Annotated in this window: 8 protein-coding genes and 1 pseudogene; 8 read left to right on the forward strand and 1 reads right to left on the reverse strand. The window is 72.1% G+C overall.

The window, feature by feature from the left end; all coding sequences use genetic code 11:
• Window positions 1-118 precede the first annotated feature (118 nt).
• The 5 genes and pseudogenes from ACFWI9_RS20235 (at window position 119) to ACFWI9_RS20255 (ending at window position 21245) form a co-directional block, all read left to right on the forward strand.
• Complete coding sequence (locus ACFWI9_RS20235) at window positions 119-15763, forward strand: amino acid adenylation domain-containing protein (protein ID WP_387163867.1); 15645 nt, start codon at window positions 119-121, stop codon at window positions 15761-15763.
• A 122-nt stretch (window positions 15764-15885) separates the two neighbouring features.
• On the forward strand, window positions 15886-17139 hold the full coding sequence (locus ACFWI9_RS20240) for a cytochrome P450 (protein WP_387163848.1): 1254 nt from the start codon (window positions 15886-15888) through the stop codon (window positions 17137-17139).
• A gap of 37 nt (window positions 17140-17176) precedes the next feature.
• A pseudogene (locus ACFWI9_RS20245) lies at window positions 17177-18088 on the forward strand (TauD/TfdA family dioxygenase); the annotation flags it as partial.
• Between the two features lie 44 nt (window positions 18089-18132).
• Complete coding sequence (locus tag ACFWI9_RS20250; RefSeq protein WP_387163850.1) at window positions 18133-19320, forward strand: pyridoxal phosphate-dependent aminotransferase; 1188 nt, start codon at window positions 18133-18135, stop codon at window positions 19318-19320.
• 8 nt (window positions 19321-19328) lie between these two features.
• Complete coding sequence (locus ACFWI9_RS20255) at window positions 19329-21245, forward strand: ABC transporter ATP-binding protein (protein ID WP_387163852.1); 1917 nt, start codon at window positions 19329-19331, stop codon at window positions 21243-21245.
• Between the two features lie 23 nt (window positions 21246-21268).
• Here the strand turns inward: ACFWI9_RS20255 and ACFWI9_RS20260 are convergent, their stop codons facing one another.
• Window positions 21269-21952, reverse strand: coding sequence for a response regulator (locus tag ACFWI9_RS20260; RefSeq protein WP_387163854.1), 684 nt, complete (start codon window positions 21950-21952; stop codon window positions 21269-21271).
• A 195-nt stretch (window positions 21953-22147) separates the two neighbouring features.
• On the opposite strand from ACFWI9_RS20260, the gene ACFWI9_RS20265 reads away from it, so the two are divergent.
• The 3 genes from ACFWI9_RS20265 to ACFWI9_RS20275 all read left to right on the forward strand — a co-directional run bounded on the left by ACFWI9_RS20265 (window position 22148) and on the right by ACFWI9_RS20275 (window position 25244).
• Complete coding sequence (locus ACFWI9_RS20265) at window positions 22148-23113, forward strand: ABC transporter ATP-binding protein (RefSeq protein WP_387163856.1); 966 nt, start codon at window positions 22148-22150, stop codon at window positions 23111-23113.
• Complete coding sequence (locus ACFWI9_RS20270) at window positions 23110-23916, forward strand: ABC transporter permease (protein WP_387163858.1); 807 nt, start codon at window positions 23110-23112, stop codon at window positions 23914-23916. Before ACFWI9_RS20265 ends, ACFWI9_RS20270 begins: the two co-directional genes overlap by 4 nt.
• Before the next feature lie 386 nt (window positions 23917-24302).
• The gene (locus ACFWI9_RS20275) at window positions 24303-25244 is read left to right on the forward strand and encodes an ArsR/SmtB family transcription factor (RefSeq protein WP_387163860.1); all 942 of its coding nucleotides are present in this window, start codon (window positions 24303-24305) and stop codon (window positions 25242-25244) included.
• Window positions 25245-25333 lie beyond the last annotated feature (89 nt).

Genomic DNA, 25333 nt, shown 5'->3' on the forward strand with positions numbered 1-25333 from the left:
GGCCGGACTCGCCCTCAGTACCCGGGACCTGTTCGAGAACCCCACCCCGGCCGCGCTCGCCGCGCTCGTCCCCGCACCGGCGACCACCGGAGGAGGCCCGGACGTCGGCGACGTACCGCTGACGCCCGTCGTCCACCGGTGGCGCGAACTCGGCGGCCCCACCGGGACCTTCCACCAGTCCGTCGCCGTCCCCGTGCCGGCGGCTCTGACGCTCGATGAACTGACCACCGCCGTCGCGGCGCTGCTCGACCACCACGACGCCCTGCGCCTGTCCCTGACGACAACGCCGCAGTGGCGGCTGCGGGTGCTGGCGCCCGGAGCGATCGACGCGCGGCGCGCGGTGCGCCGGGTCGACGCCACCGGCGTCCGCGGCACCGCGCTGCGCGACCTCATCGCCCACGAGGCCGCCGAGGCCCGTGCCCGGCTTGCCCCCGAACGCGCAGCGGTGTTCCAGGCCGTCTGGTTCGACCGGGGCGCCGACCCCGGCCGGCTGCTGCTCGTGGCCCACCACATCGCCGTCGACGGAGTGTCCTGGCGCATCCTGTTGCCCGACCTCGCCGAGGCGTGGCAGGCCGTGCGCGACGGATGCGAGATACGGCTCGCCCCCGTGGAGACGTCACTGCGCGCCTGGGCGACGGGCCTGCACCGGCTCGCCGGGGAACCGGCCATCGAGGCGCAACTCGGCCCGTGGCTCCAGCGAGCCGACGCGGACCTCGTCCCGGTCGGCGGACGCCCCCTCGACCCCGCACGCGACGTCCTCGGCACGGCCGGACAGCTCGAACTGACCCTGCCGCCCGAGGTCACCGCACGGGTCCTGGACGCCACAACGCGGCTGCGCTGCGACATCGGCGAACTGTTCCTGGCCGGCCTGGTCCTCGCGGTCTCCGGCTGGGACCGCGACCGGCCCGGCGTGCTCGTCGAGATCGAGGGTCACGGCCGCGCCGAATCCCTCCTGCCCGGCGCCGACCTCTCCAGGACCGTCGGCTGGTTCACCTCCCTGCACCCCCTGCTGCTGCCCACCGGAACCGATCCCGACGAGGTCCTCACCTCGGTCAAGGAACGCGTCCGGGACGTGCCGGACCAGGGCATCGGCCACGGGCTGCTGCGCCACCTCAACCGGACCACAGGCGCCCGGCTGGCCCGGACCGCCCGCCCCGACCTCGGGTTCAACTACCTCGGTCGGGTGAGCGCAGCCCAGGAAGGACTGTGGACGTCCACCGCCGACGAGGGCGCTTCCCTGGACTGGCAGGCCCCGGCCACCCCGCTGTCCCACCCCGTCGCGCTGGACGCCGTAGTCCTGGACGGCGAGGACGGCCCCCGACTGACCGCCACCTGGACCTGGGCGGCGGAGCTGCTGCCGGCCGCGTCCGCGAGCGCCTTGGCGAAGGGCTGGTTCGACGCCCTGACCGGGCTGTCCACTCATGAGGGCGTACTGGCGCCGCCGGACGTGTCAGCCCCCGGCATCACCGTCGAGGACCTCGCCGCCCTGCGGGAACTGCACCCCGTCCTGGAGGACGTGCTGCCGCTCTCGCCGCTCCAGCAAGGGCTCTACTTCCACCATGTGCACCACGGGACCCTCGACGAGGACTACGTCGTGCAGTGCGCGGTGGACATCGACGGGCAGCTGGACGTCGACCGGTTCAAGGCGGCCGCGGAGGCCCTGCTGGACCGGCACACCAACCTGCGGGCCGGCTTCCACCACGAGGGTCTCGACCGCCCCGTGCAGGTGCTGCCGGGACGCCTGCCCGTGCCGTGGACGTACACCGATCTGACCGGGACGGCCCCGTCCGACCGGGAAGGCGTCCTGGAGAAGACCGCCGACCGCGAGCGGGAGCAGGGCTTCTCGCTGACCCGGCCGCCCCTGCTGCGGTTCGCGCTGCTGCGCACGGGGGACGACCGGCACCGGCTGCTGCTGACGCTGCATCACATCCTGCTTGACGGCTGGTCGATGCCGGTGCTCTTCCACGATCTGCTTCAGCTGTACCGGGCGGACGACCCCGGACCGCTGCCCCCGGTGCGGCCGTTCCGCGACCACCTGCGGTGGCTCGCCGGGCAGGACAGGGCCGCGGCCGCCGATGCCTGGCGCACCGCCCTCGACGGCCTGCCCGGCCCCGCCCTCCTGGCGGCCGGACACACCACCGCCGAGCCGGCGCAGACCGTCGTCGAGCTGTCCGAGGAGGACACCGCCGCGGTGAAGGCGTTCGCGCGGGAGCGGGGTGTCACGGTCGGGGCGGTCGTGCAGGCCGCGTGGGCGGTGCTGCTGGGCGGTCTGACGGGCCGTGAGGACGTGGTGTTCGGTGTGACGGTCTCGGGCCGTCCCGCCGAGCTGGACGGCGCCGAGTCGATGGTCGGGCTGTTCATCAACACGGTCCCGCTGCGGGTGCGGATCGATCCCGCCGAGGGGCTGGGGGATCTGGTGGTGCGGGTGCAGGCGGAGCGTTCCGCGCTGCTGGCGCACGAGCACCTCGGGCTCGCCGAGATCCAGCGGATCGCCGGACACGGCGAACTCTTCGACACCACCACGGTCTTCGAGAACTATCCGGTGGACGCGGACGCGCTCGCCGGGATCGCCGCCCGGAGCGGCCTGAGCCTGGGACCGGCGGACATCAGCAACGCCGGCCACTACCCCGTGACCCTGACCGTGGCCCCCGGAGCCCGGCTGCGCTTCCAGCTCCGCTGTCCGTCCGGCGCGTACGACGCCGACGAGGCCGGGGAGATCACTTCCCGGCTGGCCGGGCTCGTCCGGTCGACCGCCGAGGCGCCGCAGACCCCCGTAACAGAGGCGGGGCTTCCCGCAACGAACGAAAGGCGGCAGATCGTGGAGTGGAACGGTACGGCTGGCGAGGCGCCGAACGGCACAGTCGCCGACCTCTTCGAGACCACGGTCGCCCGCACGCCCCGATCCGTCGCCCTGGTCACCGGCCGGGGGCCGCTGACCTTCGCAGAGCTGAACGAGCGGGCGAACCGCCTCGCCCACCTGCTGATCGCGGCCGGCGCCGCCCCCGAGCGCCATGTCGCCGTGCTCCTCCCACGCACTGAGGACTGGATCGTCACCGTCCTCGCGGTACTCAAGTCCGGTGCGGCGTACGTACCGGTCGACCCCGCCCAGCCCGCCGCGCGCACCGCGCACGTCCTGCGCGGCACGGCCCCCTTCGCCGTCGTCACCACCCGTGCGGGGGCGGACGACTGCCCCACCGAGGGCGCCCGGCCGATCGTGCTCGACGACCCGGAGACCCTGCGCGCCCTCGCGGACGCGAGCACCGCGAATCCCGGCGGACTCGGGCTCCGGCCCGAACACCCGGCGTACGTCATCCACACCTCCGGCTCCACCGGCACCCCCAAGGGCGTCGTCGTCCCGCACTCCGCCCTCGCCCACCTGTACGCCGCACACGCCGATGCGCTCTTCGTGCCGGGGCGGGAGCGGACCCTGCGGATCGGCCACCTCAGCCCCGCCACGTTCGACGCCTCGTGGAACCCGCTGCTGTGGATGGTCGCCGGGCACGAGCTGCACGTCCTGGACGAGGCGACGAGGACCGACCCGTACGCCGTCGTCGCCCACGTCGACGAGTACCGCCTGGACTACGTGCAGGTCACGCCGACGTACTTCGAACGCCTGCTGGACGCCGGCTTCCTGGGCGACGGCCACCACCCGGCCGTCCTCGCCCTCGGCGGCGAGGAGATCGCGGCCCCCGCCTGGGAGAAGCTCGCCGCGTCCCGGGCGACCGCGTGGAACCTGTACGGTCCCACCGAGTGCGCCGTCGACACCACGGGCACCATCATCGAGGCCGGCACCGCCCCCCACCTGGGCAGGCCGCTGCTCGACACTCGCGTCCACCTGCTCGACGCCGCCCTCCGGCCGGCCGCCCCCGGCACCGTGGGAGAGCTCTACCTCGCCGGACCGCAGCTGGCCCGCGGCTACATCGACCGACCCGACCTCACCGCCGAACGCTTCGTCGCTGACCCCTTCGGCGCCCCCGGAGACCGCCTGTACCGCACCGGTGACCTCGCCCGACGGCGTCCCGACGGACGCATGGAGTTCGCCGGCCGCTCCGACCAGCAGGTCAAGCTCCGCGGATTCCGTGTCGAGCCCCGGGAGGTGGAGGCGGCTCTCGACACCCACCCGGCGGTCTCGGCCGCGGCGGTCGTGGTGCGCGAGGACCGGCCGGGGGACCGGCGGCTGGTCGGCTACGCCGTCGTGTCGGGACCGGCCCACCCCGACCTTCGCGCGTACCTGGCCGAGAAGCTGCCCGAACACCTCGTGCCCTCCTCGGTCGTCGTCCTGCCCGAGCTGCCGCTGACCGGCAGCGGCAAGCTCGACCGGAAGGCGCTGCCCGCCCCGGAGCAGTCCGCCGCGCCCGGCCGCCGGGCTCCCCGCAACGAGCAGGAGGCCCTTCTCCGCGCCCTGTTCGCCGAGGTGCTCGGCGTCCCGGACGCCGGCGTCGAGGACGACTTTTTCGGGCTGGGCGGCGACAGCATCCTGTCCATGCAGCTCGTGGGCCGGGCCCGGCGCGCGGGGCTGATCCTGACCACCAGGGACGTCTTCGACCACCGCACCGTGGCCGGGCTCGCCGCCCATGTCGGGACGCCCGTCGTGAACGAGCCGGAGTCCGAGCCCAACGACGACGGCGTCGGCGAGATCCCGCTGACCCCGGTCATGGTCAGGCTCGCCGAGTCAGGCGTCCCGCTCGACGGCCACGCCCAGACGGTCGCCGTCCGCCTGCCCGCCGACATCGGCCGGCAGCACCTCACCGAAGCGCTCCAGGACCTGCTCGACCACCACGACGCCCTGCGGATGATCCTGGAGTCCGACGAGGCAGGCTGGGTTCCCCAGGTCCGCCCGTGCGGCGCGGTCACCGCCGGTTCGGTGCTGGAGCACGTCGACGCCGCCGCGCCGGGCTCCGGCGCCGAGGACGTACCGTCCCTGGCCGCGCGCGTCACCGCCGGTCTCTCGCCGGCCGACGGCGCCGTCGTGCGGGCCGCACTCCTCGACCGCGGGCCCACGGAGCAGGGACTCCTCGTCCTGGCCGTCCACCACCTCGCCGTCGACGGCGTCTCCTGGCGGATCCTGCTCTCCGACCTGGCCACCGCCTGCCTGGCCCGGGCGAAGGGCGAACAGCCCCGGCTGCCGAGGGTGGCCACCTCCCTGCGGACCTGGGCACACCGCCTGACCGAGCAGGCGGCGGCCCGCCGAACCGAACTCCCGCTGTGGAAGGCCGCCCTCGAAGGCCCCGACCCGCTGCTCGGCGCCCGGCCGCTCGACCCGGAGACCGACCTCGCGTCCACCGTCCGCCGCACCGAGATCACCCTGCCGGTGGACCTGTCCCGCGCGGTGCTCGCCGCGGACAGCCCCGACCACCTGATGCTCGCGGCGCTCGCCGTGGCCGTCGGACGCCGGAGGGCCGAGCGCGGCCACCCCCACGACTCCGGACTCCTCGTGGACGTCGAGGGGCACGGGCGGGCGGAGCACCTGGTCGAGGGCGCCGACCTCTCCCGGACCGTCGGCTGGTTCACCAGCATCCACCCCCTGCGCGTCACGACCGGCGACCCGGAGGGCCGGGACGCGGCCCACAGCGCGCTGCGCGGCGTCGTCGACGCCATGACGGCCATCCCCGACGGCGGCGTGGGATACGGACTGCTGCGCTACCTGAACCCGCGTACGGCACCGGTGCTGGCCCGCGCCGCGGCACCGCAGATCATGTTCAACTACCTCGGCCGGGTCGGCGCTCCCGCCGGTGCCGACGGCTTCGTCCCCGAGGCACTCGGCGTCGGTGACGACGCCCCCGACGCGCCGCTGAGCCACGTCCTCGTGCTGGACGCGGTGGCGACGGACGGCGTCGAAGGCCCCACCCTCACCGCCACCTGGTCCCGCGGCGGCGAACTGCTCACCGAACAGGACGTCTCCGAGCTCACCCGGGCCTGGACCGAGACGCTGCGCACCCTGACCGGCGGCACCGGCGACCGGCCCGACGACGGCGGCGAGGGCCCCGGAGGTGACGGCGGCGGCGACCGAGGTCCCGGCGCCCCGACCGGGACCGGCCCCGCCCGCACCCTCCCGGCTGACGTCTCCGACGTCACGCTCACCCCCGGGGAACTGGACCACCTGACGGCCACCGGCCCTGCCCCGCAGACCGTCCTGCCGCTCGCACCGCTCCAGGAAGGGCTGCTCTTCCACCACGTCCTGGACCAGGACGTGCCCGACGTCTACAACGCGCAGGCGACGCTCGACCTGGACGGCGCCCTGGACCCCGCGCGGCTGCGCGAGGCCATGGACGCGGTGCTGCACCGGCACCCCAACCTGCGGGCGAGCTTCCGCTTCGACGGCGTGCGTTCGCCCGTCCAGGTCATCCCGCACGAGATCGACCTGCCCTGGACCGAGGTGGACCTCCGCGACCGGCAGGACCCCTCGGCCGAGGCCGCCCGCCTCGCGGCCGAGGACCGGACCCGCCGCTTCGACCCCGCGCACGGCCCGCTGCTGCGCTGCCTGCTGATGCGCCTGGAGGACGCCTCCTTCCGGTTCGTCATCACCAACCACCACGTCCTGTGGGACGGCTGGTCCCAGCCGATCCTCCTCAAGGAGCTGGTCGAGCTGTACCGGGTGGGCGACCCCGGCGCGCTGCCCCCGGTACGGCCGTTCCGCGACCACCTGCGGTGGCTTGCCGACCGCGACCGGGACGCCGCCACGGAGGCCTGGCGCAGCGCTCTGGACGGTCTCCCGGGGCCGACCCTGATCTCCGCGCACACGGGCGGCGCGGCCGAGGCGCCGCGCCGCCTGGAGGACGCGGTCGATCCGGAGACGTCCGCCGCGGTGAAGGGGTTCGCGCGCGAGTGGGGTGTCACGGTCGGGGCCGTTGTCCAGGCCGCGTGGGCGGTGCTGCTGGGCGGTCTGACGGGCCGTGAGGACGTGGTGTTCGGTGTGACGGTCTCGGGCCGTCCCGCCGAGCTGGACGGCGCCGAGTCGATGGTCGGGCTGTTCATCAACACGGTGCCGCAGCGCGTCCGGGTAGACCCGGCCGAGGGGCTGGGGGATCTGGTGGTGCGGGTGCAGGCAGAGCGTTCCGCGCTGCTGGCGCACGAGCACCTCGGGCTCGCCGAGATCCAGCGGATCGCCGGACACGGCGAACTCTTCGACACCGCCCTGGTGGTCGAGAACTACCCGGCGGGCGACGAGGTCACCGAGGTCGTCCCCGGCCTGCGAGTGGTGGGCTCCGACGGTTACGACTCCACGCACTTCCCGCTCGCGCTCGCGGTCCTCCCCGACGACGTCCTGCGGCTGCGCCTCGACTGCGCCCCCGGCCTGTTCGACGACCGGGGCCTGGCCGCTGTCGCGGAGCGGTTCACCGGCGTCCTCCGCGCCATCAGCGGCGCGCCGGAGCTGCCCGTGGCCCGCGCCGCTCTGCTCACCGCCGCGGAAGCGCCCCTCGCCGACGGCATAGGAAGCCCCGGGCGGGCCGCGGAGCCCGGAGCCCTGTGGCACGACCTCTTCGAGCGCCGGGCCGCCCACGCGCCGGCCCGCCCCGCCGCGGAGTTCGGCGACGCCACCCTGACCGCGGCCGAACTGAACGAGCGTGCCAACCGGCTGGCCCGGCTGCTGATCGCGCGGGGCGCGGGACCCGAGCGCTTCATCGCCCTGGCCCTGCCCCGCTCCCTGGCCCAGCCCGTCGTGATGCTGGCTGTCGCCAAGGCGGGCGCGGCCCTCGTACCGGTCGACCTCGCCCACCCGGCCCAGCGCATCAGGCTGGTCCTCGGCGACACCGACCCGGTGCTCGTCGTCACCACCCTCGACACGGGCTTCGCGGAGGGCGACGTGCCGTGCGTCGTGCTCGACGACCCGGACACCGTCGCGGAACTGGCCGCCCTTCCGGCCGACGACGTACGGGACGAGGAGCGCACCGCCCCGCTGCGCGCGAGCCACCCCGCCTACGCGGTGCACACCTCCGGGTCGACCGGCCGCCCCAAGGCCGTCGTCGTCACCCACGCGGGGCTGCCTGGACTGGCCGCGGGCCAGATCGAGCGGTTCGCGGTCGCCGAGGACAGCAAGGTGCTGCAGTTCGCGTCACCCACCTTCGACGCCTCGGTCTCGGAACTGATGATCGCGCTTCTGTCCGGCGGGACGGCGGTCTTCGCCCCGGCCGACCAGCTGCTGCCGGGCCCCGGGCTCGCCGCCCTGCTCGCCGACCGGCGGATCAGCCACGTCACTCTGCCGCCGGCCGTGCTCGCCGTGCTGCCGGACGACGCCGTGCCCGCGGAGACCGTGATCACCGTGGCGGGTGACGCCTGCACCGCCGAGGTCGTTCGCCGATGGGGCCGCGGCCGCCGCCTGGTGAACGCCTACGGGCCCACCGAGTGCACCGTCTGCGCGACCATGTCCGAGCCGCTGGCCGCCGACTCCGGTGTGCCGCCGATCGGCCGCCCGATCGACGGGACCGTCGTCCACGTGCTGGACTTCGCGCTGCGCCCGGTGCCCGACGGGGTCGTGGGCGACCTGTACGTATCCGGGCCCGGCCTGGCCCGTGGCTACCTCGGTAACCATGCCCTGACCGCCGAGCGGTTCGTCGCCGCCGCGTCGGGCGGACGGATGTACCGAACCGGCGACCTGGTGCGCCGACGCCCCGACGGCGAGCTGGAGTTCGTGGGCCGGGCCGACGACCAGGTGAAGGTGCGCGGGTTCCGCATCGAACCGGCCGAGGTGGAGGCGTACCTCGGGGAGGAGCCCGGGGTGGCCCGCTGCGCGGTGACCACCGATGAGCAGCGGCTCGTCGCGCTCGTGGTGGCCGAGGACGGTGCCGCGCTCGACCCGGCGCAGCTGCGGGACTCGCTGGCCGAGCGGGTGCCCGCGCACCTGCTGCCCTCCGTCGTGGTCCTGGTGGACGACCTGCCGCTGACCCGCAACGGCAAGTTGGACCGGTCGGCCCTGAAGGTCCCACGCACCGCCGGTTCCGGTGTCGGACGAGGGCCGCGCACTCCCCGGGAGGAGATCCTTTGCGGGCTGTTCGCCGACGTGCTCGGCATGGACGCGGTGGGAGTCGACGACGGCTTCTTCACCCTGGGCGGGCACTCGCTGACCGCCACCCGTCTGGTGAGCCGTGTCCGCAGCGTCCTCGGGGTGGAGCTGTCGGTCCGCGACGTGTTTCAGGCCCCTACCGTCGCCGGTCTCGACGCTCTGCTGGACTCCGCGGGTTCCTCGGATGCCTCGGGTTCTTCGGGTGGTGTGGTGCTGGGTGGTGGGGTGCGTCCGGGGCGGGTTCCGTTGTCGTTCGCGCAGCGTCGGTTGTGGTTTTTGGATCGGTTGGACGGTCCGGGTGCGGTGTACAACGTGCCGATGGCGTTGCGGTTGTCGGGGCGGTTGGATCGTGGGGCGTTGTTCGGGGCGTTGGGTGATGTGGTGGGGCGTCATGAGGTGTTGCGGACGGTGATTGCTGAGGATGGTGAGGGTCCGTATCAGGTGGTGTTGGATGCGGGTTCGGTGTCGCCGGTGTGGACGGTGCGTTCGGTTGGTGAGGGGGAGTTGGCGGGGGAGTTGTCGGCTGCTGCTCGGCGTGGTTTTGATTTGTCGGGTGAGTTGCCGGTGCGGGGGTTCTTGTTCGAGGTGGGGGTGGATGAGCATGTGGTGTTGATGGTGATGCATCACATTGCTGGTGATGGTTGGTCGGTGGGGCCTTTGGCGGCTGATTTTGCGGAGGCTTTCGCGGCGCGGTGTGGTGGTGGGGTTGCGGGGTGGGAGCCGTTGCCGGTGCAGTATGCGGATTTCGCTGTGTGGCAGAGGGAGTTGCTGGGGTCGGAGGGTGATTCCGGTAGTGCTTTGTCGCGGCAGGTGGAGTTCTGGCGGGGGGCTTTGGCGGGGTTGCCGGTGGAGTTGTCGTTGCCGGTGGACCGGGTGCGTCCGGTGGTGGGTTCGCAGCGTGGTGGCCGGGTGGAGTTCGAGGTTCCGGCGGAGCTGCATGCGGGTGTGGTGGCGGTGGCGCGTGAGTGTGGTGCCACGGTGTTCATGGTGATGCAGGCTGCGTTGGGTGTGTTGTTGTCGCGGTTGGGCGGCGGTGACGATGTGCCGATCGGGGTGCCGGTCGCGGGGCGTGGGGATGTGAAGCTGGAGAGGCTGGTGGGCTTCTTCGTCAATACGTTGGTGTTGCGGACGGATGTGTCGGGTGATCCGTCGTTCCGTGAGCTGGTGGGTCGGGTGCGTGCGGCTGATCTGGTGGCGTTCGCTCATCAGGATGTGCCGTTCGAGCGGGTCGTGGAGATCGTCAACCCCGAGCGTTCCGCCGCCCGCCACCCCCTATTCCAGACCGCACTCACCTGCAACACCGCCGACGAGATCTCCGCACTCGACGCGACGAGCCGGCTGCCGGGGCTGACGAGCGAGACCCTCTCGGTGGACACGGAGGCGGCCAAGTTCGACCTCGACTTCGAGTTCGGCGAGTCCCGGACGGGCGATGGCTCACCCGCCGGCATGACGGGGACCCTGGACTACAACGCCGACCTGTTCGACCCCGGTACCGCCGAGTCCGTCGTCGCCCGGCTGCTCAGGCTGGTCGAGGCGGTCGTCGCCGACCAGGACCTGCGGGTCCGCGACATCGAACTGCTGGACGCGGAGGAACGGGACCTGGTGCTCCAGGAATGGGGCGGCGAGTTCTACGTCCTGGCTCCCGGCCTGCGCCCCGTCCCGCCCGGCGTGTACGCGGAGGTGTACGAGGCCGTCGAGATCCCCGGCGAGGGCATGGTGGCCGACCCGTTCGGGCGGCCCGGCCGCTGGCTCAGGCCGACCGGTGAACGGGGCCGCTGGACCCGGACCGGCGAACTGGTCCGCACGCCGGCCGAGGGCGCCCACGCCGCTCCGGGCCGCGGCGAGGAGACCGCACGGACTCCGCGCACCCCCCGGGAGGAGATCCTGTGCGGGCTGTTCGCCGACGTGCTCGGCGTGGAGACCGTGGCACCCGATGAGTCGTTCTTCGACCGGGGCGGTCACTCCCTCGCCGCGATCCGTCTCATGAACCACATACGCGCCGCGCTGGGCGCCCCGGTGTCGCTGAAGGACTTCTTCGAGGACCCCACGCCCGCCGGCGTGGCCCGGCTCGTCGGTGCTTCGGACGCCTCGGGTTCTTCGGGTGGTGTGGTGCTGGGTGGTGGGGTGCGTCCGGGGCGGGTTCCGTTGTCGTTCGCGCAGCGTCGGTTGTGGTTTTTGGATCGGTTGGACGGTCCGGGTGCGGTGTACAACGTGCCGATGGCGTTGCGGTTGTCGGGGCGGTTGGATCGTGGGGCGTTGTTCGGGGCGTTGGGTGATGTGGTGGGGCGTCATGAGGTGTTGCGGACGGTGATTGCTGAGGATGGTGAGGGTCCGTATCAGGTGGTGTTGGATGCGGGTTCGGTGTCGCCGGAGTGGACGGTGCGTTCGGTTGGTGAGGGGGAGTTGGCGGGGGAGTTGTCGGCTGCTGCTCGGCGTGGTTTTGATTTGTCGGGTGAGTTGCCGGTGCGGGGGTTCTTGTTCGAGGTGGGGGTGGATGAGCATGTGGTGTTGATGGTGATGCATCACATTGCTGGTGATGGTTGGTCGGTGGGGCCTTTGGCGGGTCATTTTGCGGATGCTTTCGCGGCGCGGTGTGGTGGTGGGGTTGCGGGGTGGGAGCCGTTGCCGGTGCAGTATGCGGATTTCGCTGTGTGGCATAGGGAGTTGCTGGGGTCGGAGGGTGATTCCGGTAGTGCTTTGTCGCGGCAGGTGGAGTTCTGGCGGGGGGCATTGGCGGGGTTGCCGGGGGAGTTGTCGTTTCCGGTGGACCGGGTGCGTCCGGTGGTGGGTTCGCAGCGTGGTGGCCGGGTGGAGTTCGAGGTTCCGGCGGAGCTGCATGCGGGTGTGGTGGCGGTGGCGCGTGAGTGTGGTGCCACGGTGTTCATGGTGATGCAGGCTGCGTTGGGTGTGTTGTTGTCGCGGTTGGGCGGCGGTGACGATGTGCCGATCGGGGTGCCGGTCGCGGGGCGTGGGGATGTGAAGCTGGAGAGGCTGGTGGGCTTCTTCGTCAATACGTTGGTGTTGCGGACGGATGTGTCGGGTGATCCGTCGTTCCGTGAGCTGGTGGGTCGGGTGCGTGCGGCTGATCTGGTGGCGTTCGCTCATCAGGATGTGCCGTTCGAGCGGGTCGTGGAGATCGTCAACCCCGAGCGTTCCGCCGCCCGCCACCCCCTCTTCCAGGTCTCCCTGTCGCTGGAGGACGCCGACGCGCGGAGCACGCCGCCGCTGCCCGACGTGCCGGGCCTCACCGCCGGGTCCTACCCGGTGGACACGGAGGCGGCCAAGTTCGACCTCGCCTTCGGCTTCGGCGAGCGCGCGGACGGCGGCCTCACCGGCTCCCTCCAGTACAGCCTCGACCTGTTCGACCGGGAGACGGCGGAGTCCTACGCCGCCCGCCTGGTCCGGCTGCTGGAGTCCGCTACGGGCGACTCGGGCCGTGCCATCGGTTCCCTCGACATCCTGCCGGACGCCGAGCGGAAGCAGCTGACCGAGGAATGGAACGACACCACCTCCGATCCGGGCAGCCCCACCCTCCCTCAGCTCTTCGAGGACCGGGTCCGCCGTACGCCCGACGCCCCCGCCCTCATCGGCGACGGGTTCGAGTTCAGCTACGCCGGCCTCGACGCCCGCGCCAATGCGCTCGCCCATGAGCTGATCGCCTCCGGAGTCGGACCCGAGGACGTCGTCGCGCTGCTGCTGCCCCGGTCCGCCGACCTGATCGTCTCCCTCCTCGCCGTGGTCAAGGCCGGCGCCGCGTACACCCCGGTCGACCCCGCGCACCCGGACGCCAGGATCGGTGTCGTCCTCGAAGGGAGCCGAGCCGTCCGGGTCCTGACCGACCGGGACGGCGCCGCCCGCGTCGGGGACGTCCCGGCCGTCCTGGTCGGCGAGATCGACCTGAGGTCCCGCCCGCGCCGGGCGCCGACCGACGCCGACCGGGTACGCCCGCTGCGTCCGGACAACCCCGCCTACCTCATCTACACCTCCGGATCGACGGGAACGCCCAAGGGCGTGGTCGTCCCGCACACCGGGCTCGCCTCGCTGGCGGCCGAGGAGGGGCGACGGTTCGCGGTGGGGCCGGACAGCCGGTTCCTCCAGCTGTCGGCCCCGGGATTCGACGCGATGGTCCTGGAGGTGACCTCCGCCTTCGCCGCGGGCGCCGCACTCGTCGTCCCGCCCCCCGGCCCCCTCGCCGGTGAACTGCTGGCCGAGGTCGTCGCCGCCCACCGGGTGACCCACGCACTCGTCCCCCCGGCCGCCCTGGCGACCGTCCCCGAGGGCGCCCTGTCCACCATGACGACCCTCGTCGTGGGCGGCGAGGCGTGCGGGCCCGAACTGGTGGAGCGCTGGTCCGCCGGCCGCCGCATGGTGAACGCCTACGGACCGACCGAGTCCACGGTGGTCACCTCGATCTCCGCCCCGGTCGCCGAGGGCGGGGAGGTCCCGATCGGGCGACCCGTCCAGAACACCCGGGTCCACGTCCTGGACCAGGCACTGCGTCCCGTCCCGGTCGGCGTGCCCGGCGAGCTGTACGTCAGCGGCGCCGGACTGGCCCGCGGCTACCTCGGGAGCCCCGGGCTCACCGCGGAGCGATTCGTCGCCCTGCCCTTCGGCTCCCCGGGCGAACGCGCCTACCGCACCGGAGACCTGGTCCGCTGGCGCCGGGACGGGCAACTGGTCTTCCTCGGCCGCGCCGACGGCCAGGTCAAACTGCGCGGCGTGCGCATCGAGACGGGCGAGGTGGCCGCGGCCGTGTCGGCCGCGCCAGGGGTCCTCACCGCCGTCGCCGGACTGAACACCGCCGACGGCGTGCCGCGCCTGGTCGCCCACGTGGTCGCCGAGCCGGGCATCGACCTCGCCCCCGCGACGGTGCGCGAGTACGCCGCCGCCGTCCTGCCCCGCCACCTGGTGCCGGCCGCCGTGGTGGTCGTACCGCGCATACCCGTCACCGCGAACGGGAAGATCGACCGGTCCGCGCTGCCCGCCCCCGACTTCACCTCGGCCGGTGAGACGCGAGCCGCCTCCGGGGAGCGGGAGGAGACCCTCGTACGCCTCTTCGCCGAGGTGCTGCGACTGCCGGAAGCGGGCGTCGACGACGGCTTCTTCGACCTCGGCGGCGACAGCATCCTCGCCATCGAGCTGGTGAGCAAGGCCCGCCGGGCCGGTCTCGTCCTCTCCCCGCGCCAGGTGTTCGAGCACGCGACCCCCGCCCGGCTCGCCGCCGCGGTGACCCCGGTGGGCACCGCCTTCGAGGTCGCGGGCGCCGGTGTGGGCCCCGTACCACTGACGCCGGTCGTCGCCTGGCTGCGGGACACCGGGGCGCCGATCACCCGGTTCAGCCAGTCCACCCTCGTTCGCACCCCGGCCGGTCTGAGCGCCGGCCACCTGCGGGACGCGCTCGCCGCGCTAGTCGACCGGCACGACATCCTGCGCCTGACCCTGCGGACCGACGGAGGCCGGTGGCTGCAGCAGGTACGGGAGCAGGGAACGGTCGACGCGTCCGAGTGCCTGCACCGGGTGGACGCCGCCGGACTGGACGACGAAGCGCTGCGGGCCGTGCTGCTGGAGGAGGGCGAAGCCGTCAGGTCGCGGATCGACCCCGAGCGGGGCGCAGTCCTGCGCGCGGTGTTCTTCGACCGGGGCCCGGAACAGGACGGCATGCTGCTGATGGTCGTCCACCACCTCGCGGTGGACGCCGTCTCCTGGCGCGTGCTGCTGCCCGACCTCGCCGAGGCGTGCGCATCCGTCCTGGCCGGAGAACCCGTCCGGCTCCAGCCGGTGGGCACCTCCCTGCGCTCCTGGGCCGCCCGGCTCACCGAACTGGCCCACGAGCCGGCGCTGGCCGCCGACGCCACCCGCTGGACGCAGATCCTGCGGGAACCCCGCGTGACCCTCGCCGACCGGCCGCTCGACGGGGCGACAGACCTCGCGTCGTCCTCGGGACACCTGATGACCCGGCTGTCACCCGGGACGACCGCCGCGCTGCTGGCAGACGTCCCCGCCGCCTACCGGTGCGAACTGCGCGAGGTACTGCTGGCCGCCCTGGGCTGGGCCGTGGCCGACTGGTCCGCGGACGGCGAGTCCGCCGTGGTGGCGGAGATCGAGGGACACGGCCGCGACGAGGACCTGGTGCCGGGCTCCGACCTGTCCCGGACGGTCGGCTGGTTCACCCAGACCTACCCGGTCCGGCTCAACCTGGCCGCCCCCGACCGGGCCGAGGCCTGGTCCGGCGGCCCCGCCACCGGGCGTCTCCTGAACAGCGTCAAGGAGCAGTTGCGGTCTCTCCCGCTGCGGCGTGCGGGGTACGGGCTCCTGCGCCACCTCAACGCGGACGCGGGCGCGGCTCTCGCCGCGCAGCCCGCCCCCGACCTGACGTTCAACTACCTCGGCAGGTTCAACGGATCCACTGGGGAGGGGAGCGAGCCCGGCCCGTTCACCGCCCTGTCCGGCTACGAGACCGGCGCCGACCAGGACCCCGACGCCCCCCTCAGCCACCTGCTCGACCTGTCCGCGCTGGTGGCGGACCACGACGGCGCACCCGTCCTGATGGCCAACTGGACTTGGGCCTCGGGCGCCATCTCGCGCGAGCGCATCGAGGCGCTCGCCGGGCTGTGGAACCGGGCACTGGAGACCTTCGTCCGCCACGCCTCGGGCGACCACGGGATCACCCCGTCCGACGTGACGGTCAGTCATCTCAGCCAGGACGAGATCGACGAGTTCGAGCTCGAATTCGACCTGGAGGACGAGGAGTCCACGTGGTGAACCTCCACTTCGGGCGCCCCGCGACATGACCCGCCCCGCACGTCCTTTCGTACCGCTCGAAAGAGATTGTCCGCCTGCCGTCCGGCCGGAAGAGCCGACGACGCGCCCACCGGGAGAGCCTCATGCCTAACACCGCAGAACTGCGTCGGACAGTGAAACGCCAGTTGCGGCGCGCCACCGTGTGGTCCATGGCGCGCCGGGGCGACCTCGTCGGCCAGCTGATGCTGCACGAACGGCTGGACGACCCCTATCCGCTCTACGAGAAGATGCGCGCCCGCGGTCCCGTCTACCGAAGCCGTATGGGGCTGCACGCCGTCACCTCGCACGAACTGTGCACCCGGGTGCTGCGCGACCCCGCCTTCGCCCGGCGCAACGAAGAACCCCAGCGTGTGACACCGCCCGGCGAACAAGGGCCTTCCGCGGACTCCAACTTCCTCCAGGAAGAGCTGTCCGACCACATGCGGTGGCGGCGACTGGTCGCCCCCGCCTTCCGGCCCCGCAAGATAGTCGAGTACAGGCGCCGCACCGAGGAGGTCGCCCACCGGCTTCTGGACGCCGCGCTGGCCAAGGACGAGTTCGACCTGGTCACCGACTTCGCCTCGCCCCTGCCCATCACGGTGATCAGCGAACTGCTCGGACTGGCCGATGTGGACGTCGAGCTGTTCGCCCACTACGGACTGATCACCGGCAAGGCCATCGACGGCATCCGCTCCACGCGCCAGGCCAACGAGTTCCGCACAGCGGTGCGCGAACTCGACGAACTCTTTGCCGGACTGGTCCGCAAGCGCCGGGCCGAGCCGGGCGACGACTTGGTCAGCGAGCTGCTGAAGCCCCAGGGCGACCAGGCCCTCCCCGAGCGCGAGATCGTGGGCACCTGCCAACTGCTGCTCACGGCCGGGTTCGAGACGACCACGAATCTGGTCTCCAACACCGTGCTGCGGCTGCAGGAGGACCTCGTCCAGTGGGAGAAGCTCGTGGACGACCCCGACCTGGCCCCGATGGCAGCCGAGGAGTCACTGCGCTACGACCCGCCGGTGCAGTACTCGATCCGCGTCGCCCGCGAGGAGTTCGAGGCGGACGGGCGGACGCTTCCCCCGGACACCGTCCTGATGCTGGTCCTGGGCGGGGCCAACCGCGACCCCGACGTCTTCACCGACCCCCACAGCTTCGACATCACCAGGTCCGACGCAACCTCGCACCTGGCGTTCCTGAGCGGCGCCCACTACTGCGTAGGAGCCCCGCTCGCCCGTATGGAAGCCGACGTAGCGCTGAAGGTGCTGGTCGAGCGTGTACCGGGGCTCCGTATGACCGGGCGGCCCGTGCGCCGGCCCACCGCCGCCCTGCGCGGCCTGCTGCATCTCCCCGCCACCGCCTGACGGGCCCGTCGCCGACCCAGACAAGGAACTTCCCACCATGCGAACCGACTTCGTGCCGAACGGGATACCCGTTCGCCCGGTACCTCAGAAGCTGCCCCTGGAGGGGGCGGCCGACTGGCTCTCCGAACACCTCGACGAATTGCGCGAACTGTGCGCCGAGCGCGGCTCGGTGATGCTGAGGGGCCTGCCCTTCGGCACCGCGGACGAGTTCGCGCTGCTGCGCGACCGGATCATCGGCAAGCCAGCCGACTACGTGGAGAAGGCGACGCCGCGCAGCGCCTACGGACGCGGGGTGTTCACCGCCACCGACGTGCCCGCCCGCCGCCGCATCCGGCTGCACAACGAGAACAGCTACGCGCTCAGCTACCCCGGCCTGCTCGTCTTCGCCTGCCTGACCGCGCCCACTACCGGGGGAGAGACCTTCCTCGGCGACTCACGCGCCATGGCCGAACTGCTGCCCGAGGACATGGTGGCGCGCTTCCGCGAGCAGGGCTGGAAACTGGTGCGCAACTACTGGGGCCATTTCGGGCTCACCTGGCAGGAGGCGTTCGGCACCGAGGACCGCGCCGAGGTGGAGCGGTACGCGCAGGCGCAGCAGCTCACGACCGAGTGGCACGGCGACCGGCTGACCACCACCCAGCTCCGCTCCGCACTGGTCCGGCACCCGGGGACCGGAGACACCTCCTGGTTCAACCACGTCGCGTTCTGGAGCGAGTGGAGCCTGGAGGAGTCTGTACGTGAGTTCCTGCGCGGAGAGTGCGGCGAGGACCTGCCCTTCCGTACGTTCTACGGCGACGGGGAGCCGGTCGGCCGGCCGGAGATCGAGCAGATCAACGCGGCGTACGAGCAGGTCAGGATGGCCGAGCGCTGGCAGCCAGGCGACATCATGCTGGTCGACAACATCCGCCTCGCACACGGCCGCGAACCCTTCGAGGGAGACCGCGAGGTGCTGGTGGCCTGGGGCGACCCGGTGGCGCGCAGGGTGGGGGAGCGGTGCCCCCCCGCCACGGGCCGCCCCGACCGGCCGGCCCCCCCCCGCGGGGCCCCCCCCCCCGGCGCCCCGCCGCCCGCGCGGGCGCCGCGACCGATCTCGCGCTCGGCATCCCGACCGGCGACCCTCCTGCCGCCGCCGTCGAAGCCGCCGCCGCCGCGCTGCGCACCGGCGCGAACCAGTACGGAGACCCGGCCGGACTCCTCGACCTGCGCCTCGCGGTGGCCGCCCAGCTCGCCGCCGCCCGGGGGGTGACGGTGGACCCCGAACGGGAGCTCGTCATCAGCGCGGGCGCCACCGAGGGGCTGCTCATCGCGGTCATCGCGACCACCGACCCCGGCGACGAGGTGCTCATCCCGCAGCCGTTCTTCGAGAACCACCCCGGAGTCGTCGAACTCGCCGGCGCCGTACCCCGGTTCGTGACCCTCACCGGCCCCGACTGGCGTCTCACCGAGGAGGCGTTGACCTCGGCGGTGACGCCGCGGACCCGCGCCGTGCTGCTCAACAACCCCCACAACCCGACCGGCCGGGCCTTTGACGAAGCCGAGTTCGCCGCGCTCACGGTGCTCTGCGAACGCCACGACCTGGTGCTGATCACCGACGAGGTGTACGACCGCTTCACCTACGACGGCCGGGCCCATCTGTCGCCCCTGGGATCCTTCCCCGCCCTGCGCGACCGCTCCGTCGTCGTCGGCAGCTTCTCCAAGACCCGCAGGATGAGCGGCTGGCGGCTGGGGTACTGCGTGGCACGGCCGGAGATCACCGCCGGGCTGCGCAGCGTGCACGAACGCACCACCCTCGGCACCCCGCACCCGCTGCAGCGGGGCGCGGCCGCGCTCGGCATGCTGGACGAGGCCGAGGTGGACACGGCGCGCGCGGAGTTCCAGGAGCGACGGGACCTGGTCTGCGCCGGACTGCGCCGGGCCGGCTTCACCGTGCACACCCCCGAGGGCGGCTGGTTCCTCCTCGCGGGAACGGCGGGCCTCGGCCGGGGATCGTCCGAGCTCGCCCGCGAGCTCGTCACCCACGCGAAGGTGCTCGTCGCCCCCGGGATCTCCTTCTTCGCGGACCCGGCCGACGGCGAGGGCTGGATCAGGATCGCGCTCGTACGGGACCGCGCGGAGCTGGCTCCGGCACTCGACCGCGTGGCCGGTCATCTCACCGGCGCCTCGCCCGCCGTGATCTGTTGAGGAGCACCGTGAACGGAGAGCCGGAGCGGCGCAGTACGTCGCTGATAGGCACCGACAACTTTCAGACACCGACCTGGGCCACCCCCGGGGAGACCATCGCCAAGAGAGGGGTGGTCGCCACCCTGAGGGCCGTACCGTCAGCGGTCGCGGTCATCGTCACCCTCGCATGGCGGGCCTCGCGCCTCCTCACCCTGGTCGTCGGACTGGCCCAGCTCCTCGCGGGCGGCGCGGCGGCGTTCGGCCTGATCGCCACCGCGAACGTGCTGACGGTCCTGCTGGCCGAAGGGCCCACACCGGACCGGGTCATGGACTCGCTGCCCTCGGTCCTCGCCGTGGTGGGCTCCTACGCCCTGCGCGGCCTGATGGAGAGCGCCGCGACGGTCCTCCAGGGAAGGCTGCGCCCCCGGATCATGGCGGCCGCGCAGGACGCGATGGACAGCTCCGTCGTCGGCGTCGAGCTGAAGGCCTTCGACGACCCGAGCTTCCGCGAGCTGGTCCGCCAGGGCGTGATGCGCGGCATGCCCTCGATCGACCAGAGCATCCGCCTGCTGGCGGAGGTGCTGCGCTCCCTGGTCTCGATGCTGGCCGCGCTCGTCGCCACCGCACTGCTGAGCGTGTGGCTGCTCCCTGTCATGCTCCTCGCGGCGGTGACGGAGATCTGGACCGCGACCCAGGTCGGCAAGCTGGACTTCATCAGCTTCCTCGACAACGCCACCCGCCAGTTGCGCATCGGCGTCGTCCAGGACCTGATCGTGAAGCGGGAGGTGGCGGCCGAGGTCCGGGCCTACCGCCTGCAGGAGCCCTTGATGGCGGAGCACCGGCGGGTCGCGCGCGTGCTCACGGGCGAAGCGGTGGCACTGGAGACGAAGAAGGGAGTCGTCCAGCTGATCGGGCGCACGATGACCGGCTTCAGCACCGGCCTCGCCTACGTCCTGCTGGGCTACCTGCTCTACGCCGGGATCATGCCGCTGGCGCTGGCCGGTACGGCGGTGGTCGCGATGCGCAACGCGAACATGGGGCTGGTGGTGACGATGCGGTCGGTCAACCGGATCTACGAGCTGTCCCATTACCTCCAGCTCTACCGAGAGCTGCTGGCCGACGCGGCGTCCCGCCGCCGGCTGCCCCCCGTCGCCGTCGCCCCGCACAACCCGGCCGCGATCCACCTGAACGACGTGGAGTTCAGCTACCCCGGAAGCTCCGCGCCCGCCCTCCGAGGCATCGAGCTGGCCATCGGCCGTGGCGAGGTGGTCGCCCTGGTGGGGGAGAACGGGTCCGGGAAGACCACGCTGAGCAAGGTCATCACCGGCCTTTACCAGCCGACCTCGGGCAGCGTCCTGTGGGACGGGGTCGACATCTCCGTGGCGACCGAGGAGTCGCTCTTCGGACAGGTCGCCCTGATCTCCCAGGAGCCGGCGCGGTGGCCAATGACAGCCGGGACAAACGTCCGCATCGGCCGTCTGGAGGACGCGGACGAGTCGGGCGAGCGCTGGCGGGAGGCGGCGGAGTCCTCGGGCATCGACGAGGTCCTGGCCTCCTTGCCCAGTGGTGCGGAGACCATCCTGTCCAAGGAGTTCGTCGGCGGCCGCGACCTGTCCGGCGGACAGTGGCAGCGCATCGGGGTCGCCCGAGGTGTCTACCGCGACGCGTGCATCCTGGTCGCGGACGAACCCACGGCCGCCCTCGACGCCAAGGCCGAGGCCATCGTCTTCGAGGGGCTGCGCATGGCCAGCGCGCTGAGCGAGGGCGGTTCGCGCACCACGATCCTGGTGACCCACCGGCTGGTGAACGTCCGCCGGGCTGACCGCATCATCGTGATGCACCAGGGGCGGATCGAGGAGCAGGGCACGCACGCCGAACTGATGGATCTGGGCGGCCGGTACGCCGAGATGTACGCCCTGCAGGCCGAGGCGTACGCGGAGGTGTGAACACCCCCGTGGAGGCGCCCGGGCTACGTGCGCCTGACCACGCCCGCCTCGTGTGCGGCGATGGCCGCCTCCACCCGGTTGCGTACCCCGAGCTTGCTGAGGACGACGCTCACATGTGCCTTCACCGTGCCTTCGACCAGATAGAGCTTCGCTCCTATCTCGGCGTTGGACAGCCCGGCGCCCAGGAGCGCCAGCACGTCGTGCTCCCGCTCCGTCAGCCGCTCCAGTCCGCGGCGCGGCGGCGCGTCGTTCGCCATCCGGCCGGCCCGCAGCCCGCTGATCACCCGGGCGGCCACGTTCGGCGAAAGGTAGGCGCCCCCCGCCGCCACCGCCAGCACCCCGTTGAGCAGCTCGCGGGGATCGTCGGCCTTCAGCAGGAATCCGCTGGCGCCGTCGTGGAGGGCGCGGGCGATGAACTCGTCCTCCCCGAACGTGGTCAGCATGATCACCGCCGCACCGGGGCGGTCGCGGTACATCTGCGCGGCTGCGGCGAGCCCGTCGAGCCGGGGCATCTGGATGTCCAGCAGGGCGACGTCGGGGCGGTGCTCGCGGGCCAGTTCCACGGCCGCCTGCCCGTCGGCGGCCTCGGCGACCACTTCCATCCCCGGGTGTCTCGCCAGGATCGCGCGCACTCCCGAACGGATCATCGCTTCGTCGTCGGCGAGGAGGATCCGCACCGGAGGCTTGTTCTCAGGGGTCTCTTGCACGGCTCGACCCTAGTACCGCGGACGCGTCGTCGGACGGCGGAAAGGGCCCTCGCCGACGTCATTGGCCGACCTCGTGCGCAGAGGGCGCGAATTCATCCCTGACGAAAGTAAGGGTGCTCCTGCCGAACGATCGATGTGCGAAATCCCCCCGCTTCCTAGCGTGGAAGCAGATCGAGTAGGCCGAAGGGAAAACCTGTGATCACCCTGCGAAACCTGACCAAGCGTTACGGCGAGACCGTCGCCGTGGACGGTTTGACGCTGGACATCCAGAACGGCAAGGTGACCGGCTTTCTGGGGCCCAACGGCGCCGGCAAGTCGACCACGATGCGGATGATTCTCGGCCTGGACCATCCGTCCGAGGGCGAGGCGCTCATCGACGGCAAACCGTACTCCTCGATGCGGCACCCGATCCGCGAGGTCGGCGCGCTCCTGGACGCGAAGGCTCTGCACCCGGCCCGGTCCGCGCGCAGTCACCTGGTGGCGCAGGCGCGCAGCAACGGCATCCCGCTGCGCCGGGTGGACGAGGTGCTGGAGACGGTCGGTCTCGCGAAGGTGGCCAAGCGCCCGGCCGGGGCGTTCTCGCTCGGTATGTACCAGCGACTGGGCGTGGCAGGCGCTCTCCTCGGCGACCCGAAGGTGCTCATCTTCGACGAGCCGGTCAACGGTCTCGACCCCGACGGTGTCCGCTGGGTGCGTGAGCTGGTGCGGTCCCTGGCCGCGGAGGGCCGGACGGTGTTCCTGTCCAGCCACCTGATGAGCGAGATGCAGCTCACCGCTGACCAGTTGGTCATCATCGGACGGGGCAAGCTCCTGGCCGACACCCCGATGGTCGATCTGCTGGCCAACAGCTCGCTGGCCTCGGTGCGGGTGCGCACCCCGGACCCCGAGGACCTGCGCCTGCTCGTCGACCACCTTCTCAGGGACGGGGACGTGAACGTGGAGTCGCCCGCGTCCGACGAGGTCGTGGTGAAGGGCCGCAGTGTCGAGCAGGTGGGCGACCTGGCCCACCGGCTCGGGGTGCGGCTGCACGAACTGCGCACGGTCTCGGCTTCGCTGGAGCAGGCCTACATGGAACTGACCGCGCAGAGCGTGGAGTACGGAACGGGCGACACCGTGTTCGAAGGCGCGGTCACCAGGGAGAAGCAGGGAGCGGAAGTATGAGCGCCGTAACGACTGATGTGAGCAGCGGTCGCCGCGACCGCACGGACTCCGGGCACACGGGCGGCGGATTCCTCGGCGCGTTCACCTCGGAGTGGACCAAGCTGTGGTCCATCCGCACGCCGTACATCTGCCTCGCGGCCGGCCTGGTCGTGACGGTGATCTTCTGCTACTACTACGGGGCGATCGCGCGGATCAACGACAAGCCGATCCAGCCCGTCGGCAACGCCTCGGTCTCGTCGATCATCCTGACCCAGTTCGCCCTGGTGGTCCTGGCGATGACGATGGTGACGAGCGAGTACTCGACGAGCAGCGTGCGCACCTCGCTGCTGTGGGTGCCGGTCAGGCACCGGGTGCAGCTCGCCAAGGCGCTGCTGAGCGGCTTGGTCGGCTTCGTCACCGGAGCGGCGTTCGCCGCGCTCGGTGTAGCCATCGCCTGGGCGCCCTTCCGGGGCCACGCCAGCTTCGATCTGTCGAAGGTGACCTACCAGGTCCTCGCCATGGGCGTCTACAGCGCCCTGATCTGTGTGATGACGGTGGGGGTGGCATTCGCTCTGCGGACCGCGGCCGGTGCCGTGGCAGTGATCTTCTTCGTGGTCTCCGCCCTTCCCAGCATGCTGGTCGGACTGGGTGGTCCGGTTCTGATGGCGATCAACGACTACATGCCGCAGACCGTGGGCGGCTATTTCATGTTGGGTAACGGGAAGGCCCCGTTCCCCGACGCGGTGAGCCTGCTGATCCTCGTGGTGTGGGCCGTCGCCGCCCACTTCGCCGGTGTCTACGTGCTGCGACGGCGGGACGCCTGAGCTGCGAATCCCAGAACCCCGGTGCCCGGCCCTCCTGTTCCCCCGCAGGTGCCGGGCACCGGTCTGTGTTCCGGATCGCAAAACTCACCAACATTACATTTCGGATCTAGCGCCGCATGCCTCCGTCATACTCCGTCAACTGCGAGGTCCTCTACGCCAATCTGTGTATAGAGTGCTGGTGAACTGAGTTAGAGAGCACTGCAGGGGGCGCCCCAGACCAACGGGGCGTAGTTCTCTCGACGCGGCCGATCCTGATCAGGTCGGTGCTGCGCCGACGACAGCGGCGCGTTCTCGCCGTCCCCCTCCAGCCGTCACAAGCGCAGGTTCGCAACAGCTTGTGCGGTACATGGGCTCTGTAGTGGATCGAGCCAAACAGGGGGCGCCGCATGCAGACTGTGCACTTCACGATGGACGATTTGACGCAAATCTCGGTGCTGCCCACAGTGGGCCCGGTCGCCGAGGCTGTATTCGCGGTCGATCTCTTACGGCGAGGTGGCGGTGGGGCGACCTTCACCCGGTGGCGCGAGGCGGTGAGTCTGCGGATGCGCCGTATGCCGTCGCCCCCGGCCGTCCCGCGCCAGGCCGGCCCCTCGGCGGCCGGAGATGGCAACGGTGGTACGTGGCTGTTCGATCTGCTGGCGCAGGAGACGGGACAGGGCGAGCCCGCGGACGTCAGCCCGGACCCGGTGGTGCGCCGGACGCTCGACCTGGGCGTCACCCCCTACTGGAGCAAGGCGCGGGCCTATCTGCAGATGGACCGTGACTGCCGGTCCCGCATGATGGCCGGCGGCGGCATCGAGGCCATGCTCAGCAACCTGCATCCGTGGGTGGGCTGGCAGCCACCGGTCCTGACCGTTTCCTCGGGGCGCGGCGAGCAGATCCACCTCAACGGCAGAGGTCTGAAGGTCGTGCCGTCCCTGTTCGTCAACCAGCCGAGGATCTTCACCGGCCGGCGCGGTGAGCAGCGCCCGCCCGTCCTGGTCTACCCGACGCTCCTGGACACCACCGTGGCCAACGCGTTGTGGGATTCGGCGGGAGCCGACGCCCGCGCGCTGGCTGCCCTGGTCGGCCGGACGAGGGCCCGGGTGCTGGAGGAGCTCTCGGAGACCTGCAACACCAGTGAGCTGGGCCGAAGACTCGGTATATCGCCCGCTGCGGCGAGCCAGCACGCCGCGGTGCTGCGCGGTGCGGGTCTGGTCACCAGCCGCAGGCGCTTCAACACGATGCTGCACTCGCTCACCCCGTTGGGCTCCGCCCTGGTGACCGTGGGCAGCCCTGTGCCGAACCTGTTCCCGGCTCAGGCGTTGTCACTGAGCGACGCCCAGTGACGGCGGGGGGGTGGGGGACCCCCACACAGCCGGCACCCCCGCCCCCCGACGCCCACCCCACAAGACCCACGACCCGCGGCGGCGCCGGC

This window comes from Streptomyces sp. NPDC127084 (assembly GCF_042724175.1).
Lineage (GTDB): Bacteria > Actinomycetota > Actinomycetes > Streptomycetales > Streptomycetaceae > Streptomyces.